Here is a 2,622-nt window from a genome sequence, read left to right as displayed (position 1 = left end):
GCTCGCCGCGTACGCGCAGGAACTGGCCGACGTGGTGCCGCCGCGCTTCGCGCGCGCCGGCGACGAGCCGGAACCGGTCCGCGGCGAGGGCGACCGGGTGTACGACATGGAGTCCTCCCCGGTCCGGCTGGCCGACGTGGGCGGCATGGCGGCGGTGAAGGAGCGCCTGGAACTGGCCTTCCTCGGTCCGCTGCGCAACCCGCAGCTGCGCCGCATGTACGGCAAGAGTCTGCGCGGCGGGCTGATGCTCTACGGCCCGCCGGGCTGCGGCAAGACCTTCCTGGCCCGGGCGGTGGCCGGCGAGATGGGGGCGACGTTCCTCTCGCTGTCCATCGTGGACGTGCTGGACATGTGGCTCGGAGACTCCGAGCGGAACCTGCACGAGCTGTTCCAGGCGGCCCGGCGCAACGCCCCCTGCGTGCTCTTCCTCGACGAGATCGACGCCCTGAGCCACAAGCGTTCGCAGGTCTCGTCGAGCTCGATGAGGGCCCTGGCCAACCAGTTGCTGGCCGAGCTGGACGGCATGGAGGGCGACAACGAGGGCGTCTTCGTGCTGGCCGCGACGAATACCCCGTGGGACGTCGACCCGGCGCTGCGCCGGCCGGGGCGGCTGGACCGGATGGTGCTGGTGCTGCCGCCGGACGCCGAGGCGCGGGCCGCGATCCTGGAGTACCACCTGCGCGAGCGTCCGATCGCCAACATCGACCTGCGCCGGGTGGTCGCCGCCACCGAGGACTTCTCCGGCGCCGACCTGGCCCACCTCTGCGAAACCGCGGCCGAGTTCGCGATGGCCGACTCGGTACGCGCCGGTGAGGTCCGGATGATCGAGCAGCGGGACCTGGACCGGGCGCTGAAGGAGGTGCGCCCGTCGACCCGGCCGTGGTTGTCGACGGCCCGCAACGTGGCCATGTTCGCCAACGAGGGCGGCTTCTACGACGACCTTGTCGGCTACCTGAAGCGGCGCCGGCTGCTGTGAGGCCGGGCGGATTCAGGCCGGCTGCGCCGCCTCCTTCGGGCGGCGGCCGATCGCGATGACCTTCACCCGCCACCGCCCGACGCGGACCATCCCCAGCGCCATGAAGGCACCGGCGATGCGGTCCGCCGTGGCGCTCAACCCGGCGGCCAGCCGGGACCAGCTCCTCCGCCTGCTGAACGAGAGGTAGACGCAATGGACAGCCCGAACAGCCCCCGGCGACCGGCGACCGGCTGGCGCAAGAGCAGCCACAGCGGCGACGAGGGCGCGTGCGTCGAGATGGCGCCGCTCGCGGCGGCGGTCGCCGTCCGCGACTCCAAGGACCCGGCCGGCCCGCTACTGGTCTTCCCCCCGGCCGCCTGGGCCGCCTTCACCGCAGCGCCGCCCCGTCCCTGACCAGCGGACCGGCGGCCGAGCCGGCCTGCACCGTCTCCAGCGCCGCGATGGCCACCCCGCGCGCCCCGGCCATGTCCCGGTCGGGCACCAGGGCGAAGGTGGCCACCGCGGCCTGCTCGGCCCGGAGCACGGTGTGCTCCCGCACGGTGGCCAGGAACCAGTCGCGGAACTCCGGCGCCGCCTCCACCACCCCGCCACCGACGAAGTACGCGTGCGGGTCGGTGAAGTTCGCCGCGATCGTGAAGAGCCGCCCCAGGGCCGCCGCCTGCTGGGCGAAGACCCGCCGCGCCAGCTCGTCGCCCCGCTCGCCGTAGCCGCGGACCAGCTTGGCCGCCCGGCCCGGCTGCTCCGCCGCCAGCGGGTGCCCCGGGATCCGGGACAGCCAGTACGGCAGCAGGTTCCGCTCGATCCCGGTCAGCGAGGCGACGCTCTCCGCGTCCCCGCTGAAGCCGCAGGCGCAGGTGGGTACCGGCTGGTCCGGCCCGAGCAGCCCGTCCAGCGGGATGTGCACGTGCCCGAACTCGCCCGCCATCCCGGCCGCGCCGCCGACCACCCGGCCGGACTCGACCACACCCCCGCCGAGCCCGGTGCCGACGATCGCGGCGACCGAGGACCGGCTCATGGCATCCGCTCCGAAGTGGACGTGGTGCGCGTAGAGGGCCGCCGCGTTGCCGTCGTTGGCGTAGACCACCGGCAGTCCCAGCCGCCGCTCCAGCGCGCTCCGCACGTCGTAGCCCCGCCAGGCCGGCTGGGCGAAGTTGGTGGAGCCGCGCGAGGAGATCACCCCGGTGGCGCTGGCCGGGCCGGGGGTGTCCAGCCCGACCGCTTGGACCAGCGCCCGGGGCACGCCGGTGAGCGCCAGCACCCCGTCGAACGCCCGGGCCAGGGCCTCGATCGCCGCCTCCGGGCCGGCCTGCACCTCGCTCGGGATCTCCACCAGTCCGTCCACCAGGAACCGGCCGTCGACGGTCAGGACGGTGGCGTTGTTGCTGTTGCCACCGTTGTCCAGCCCCACCACCACCGGCACACCCGCGCTGCCCACGGCCACCCCTCCCCACCGAGCCTGACCTGAGGCTAGTTCGCTGTTCACCGGCCCGCCATGCGTCGGACGGCCACCCACCAGCCCGTCCGGTCCGGCACAAGCCGACGGAGCCGGACGACGGCCGCGGCCGCCGGTCGACCGGAGCGTGTGTCCTCGAGGGCAGATCGGAAGAGGGTGGGGTAGGGAAGTATTGTAAGTGCACCGGTGTATA

General features: G+C 74.0%; 3 protein-coding genes. 2 read left to right on the top strand and 1 reads right to left on the bottom strand.

All coding sequences use genetic code 11. From position 1 onward, the window contains the following. Both ACWEVO_RS34675 and ACWEVO_RS34670 read left to right on the top strand, forming a co-directional pair. The coding region (locus tag ACWEVO_RS34675) for an ATP-binding protein (RefSeq protein WP_452311637.1) at positions 1-976 on the top strand (976 nt) is incomplete at its 5' end. Positions 977-1,168: 192 nt separating this feature from the next. Beyond that, positions 1,169-1,369 (top strand): DUF397 domain-containing protein, encoded by a 201-nt coding sequence (locus ACWEVO_RS34670; RefSeq protein WP_452311636.1) that lies wholly within the window; start codon positions 1,169-1,171, stop codon positions 1,367-1,369. Here ACWEVO_RS34670 and ACWEVO_RS34665 read toward each other — a convergent pair. Next, complete coding sequence (locus tag ACWEVO_RS34665; RefSeq protein WP_452311635.1) at positions 1,344-2,411, bottom strand: ROK family protein; 1,068 nt, start codon at positions 2,409-2,411, stop codon at positions 1,344-1,346. The genes ACWEVO_RS34670 and ACWEVO_RS34665 overlap by 26 nt on opposite strands. Positions 2,412-2,622 lie beyond the last annotated feature (211 nt).

It is taken from the genome of Micromonospora sp. NPDC003776 (assembly GCF_053605645.1).
Note: the sequence above shows the minus strand (reverse complement) of the source record. Positions and strands in the feature narration are given on the sequence as shown.

Excerpts from the sequence above, each read along its gene's own strand:
- ACWEVO_RS34670 (WP_452311636.1), top strand. The coding sequence starts at position 1,169 with ATGGACAGCCCGAACAGCCCCCGGCGACCGGCGACCGGCTGGCGCAAG.